General features: G+C 73.0%; 3 protein-coding genes. 1 reads left to right on the forward strand and 2 read right to left on the reverse strand.

Annotation, left to right across the window (positions count from 1 at the left end; all coding sequences use genetic code 11):
* Positions 1-314: 314 nt before the first annotated feature.
* Positions 315-794: a hypothetical protein gene (locus ACJA3G_RS35365; RefSeq protein WP_406557124.1), complete on the reverse strand. Its 480-nt coding sequence runs from the start codon at positions 792-794 to the stop codon at positions 315-317.
* Between the two features lie 31 nt (positions 795-825).
* Positions 826-1,116 (reverse strand): peptidase, encoded by a 291-nt coding sequence (locus ACJA3G_RS35370; protein WP_406557125.1) that lies wholly within the window; start codon positions 1,114-1,116, stop codon positions 826-828.
* Positions 1,117-1,253: 137 nt separating this feature from the next.
* Here ACJA3G_RS35370 and ACJA3G_RS35375 point away from each other — a divergent pair.
* The coding region (locus tag ACJA3G_RS35375; RefSeq protein WP_406557126.1) for a serine/threonine-protein kinase at positions 1,254-2,337 on the forward strand (1,084 nt) is incomplete at its 3' end.

Raw genomic sequence — 2,337 nt, forward strand, 5'->3', positions numbered from 1 at the left:
GTACGGGCGGGGGGTGCCTCCCAAGGGGCGCGGGGAACTGCGCGGGCAACCCAACAGAGCCCGCAGACGAACACGGGTCAAGGGGCGCGGGGAACTGCGCGATCAATCCGAGTCGGCGCGCACGCGAAGTCCCGGGCCGTGGCCGCGCTGTCCACAGCCTGTGGATTCACCTGCGGAATCAAGGTCACGACTCTGGTGGGTCCGCGTTCGCCACCCCCACTCTGAAGGCGGGTGGCTGCCAGAAGCAGGGCGGAGTGCAGACCCGGGGACGTGACCCGGGGGCTTCAGGGCGGCCGGTGCAAGGGCCCCCGGGGCTAACCCCGCTTCGGCCTCTTCCGGCCCCTCCGGCGTTCCTGGCGCTTCAGTGCCTCCTCGTACTCCCTGCGGTGCAGGGACTCGCCGGGGGCCTCGCGCAGGGCCCGGAACGCGTAGGCCAGGAGGGAGCCCACGAAGCCGATCGCCTTCAGGCCCTGGAGGGAACGCTCGCGTTCGGGGTCCGTGGGGCGGGCCGAGAAGCCGTCCCAGGTCTTGCGGAACGCCATCGCGCTGCACAGCGCGAACATCACCACGACCAGGACGGTCACGAAGGCGCCGGTGTCCGCGATCTGGAGGCCCTGGTACGCGAGGCGCAGCACGACGCACGCCGCCACCGCCGCCGCCAGGGCGCCGATCGCCACCCCGGCGCGGCGCAGGCCGTAGCCGCCGTCGTGGTCGACCCACGTCGTACCGAAGAAGCGGATGGGCTCGGGCTCGGGGCCGCCCGCGCCCGTGCCGTCGGCGTTCTCGTCGCTCATGGGGTCGATTATCGCCGCTCGCGGGGGGCGGCTAGCCGCAGCGGACCGCCACGTAGCCGTCGCTGCCCGTCCGTACGTACGCGTCCGCCACGTACTGCCCGTTGGCGATGTTGTCCCAGATGTTCGACGTCCCGTACGGGCCGGAGACCGTCGTACCGGGGCACTGGCAGTTGATCGGGACGCTCACCCCGGTGGGGAGCACCTTGATCACCGGGTACCCCGTGCCGGGGCCGCTGCGGACGTTCAGCTGTACGCCCGGCGCCACCGGGTACCGCTTCGTCGTGGCCTCGCTCTGCACACCCGCGAGCTCGTCCGTAGCCATGTCTGGCCTCCCCCGTCACCGTCACTCTGCGTACGCCACGCACGCGACCCGCAGGCTAGCAAGCCCCTCGGGTCTCGCACGCATCATCGACTAGGCTCCGAGCGTCGCGCTCGGGGACGAACACACGGGGGTGGGTGATGCCGCCGTTGCGCAGCACGGGGCCGGGACCGGAAGCGGAACGTCCGGGGGTACCGGAGTACGCCGGGCAGTATCTGCTGGAGTCGACGCTCGGCTCGGGTGGCATGGGTGTGGTCCATCTGGCCGCGTCCGCCTCCGGCCTGCGGCTGGCCGTCAAGGTCGTCCACGCCGAGCACGCCAAGGACCCCGAGTTCAGGGCGCGGTTCAGACAGGAGGTGTCGGCCGCGCGGCGGGTGAGCGGCGCGTTCACCGCGTCCGTCGTCGACGCCGATCCGGCCGCCGCGCGGCCGTGGATGGCGACCCTCTACATTCCCGGGCCCACCCTCGCCGAGGAAGTGAAGCGGAACGGGCCCCTTGAGGCCTCGCAGGTGCGGCGCCTGGGCGCCGGGCTCGCCGAGGCGCTGCGGGACATCCACCGGGCCGGGGTCGTCCACCGCGACCTCAAGCCGAGCAACGTGCTGCTCGCCGCCGACGGGCCGAAGGTCATCGACTTCGGTATCTCGCGTCCGTACGACAGCGATCTGCGCACCGAGACCGGGAGGCTCATCGGCACGCCGCCGTTCATGGCGCCGGAGCAGTTCCAGTCGCCGCGCGAGGTGGGGCCCGCCGCCGATGTCTTCGCGATGGGCGCGGTGCTGGTGCACGCGGCGACGGGGAACGGGCCGTTCGACTCCGAGAGCCACTACATCGTGGCGTACCAGGTCGTCCACAACGAACCCGATCTGACCGGAGTCCCCGACGACCTCGTGCCGGTGCTGCGCGGCTGTCTCGCCAAGAAGCCCGAGGACCGGCCCACGCCGGACGAGCTGATGGCGGAGCTGCGCTCGGCGGCGTACGGGACCGAGGCCTTCATCCCGACCCAGCGTTTCAGCAATCCGGTGGAGAAGGTGCCGGGGCGGCCCTGGCCGGGCGGTGAGCAGGACGGCTCCGACGTGCCGACCCACCGGCGGGAGGCCGGGCCGTCCTCGGCCGCTCCCCGGCGGGCGGCGCGCCGGCCGCTGCGGTGGGCCGCCGCCGCTGCCGCGCTGGTGGCGGTGGTCGCGGGCGCGGTGGTGGGCGTACGGATGGCCGGGGGCGGGGACG

Source organism: Streptomyces sp. YS-3 (assembly GCF_045257485.1).
In the GTDB taxonomy this organism is placed as follows: domain Bacteria; phylum Actinomycetota; class Actinomycetes; order Streptomycetales; family Streptomycetaceae; genus Streptomyces.

Bases quoted from the DNA above. Each gene is read 5' to 3' on its own strand.
- ACJA3G_RS35370 (WP_406557125.1), bottom strand. From the start codon at position 1,116: ATGGCTACGGACGAGCTCGCGGGTGTGCAGAGCGAGGCCACGACGAAG.
- ACJA3G_RS35365 (WP_406557124.1), bottom strand. From the start codon at position 794: ATGAGCGACGAGAACGCCGACGGCACGGGCGCGGGCGGCCCCGAGCCC.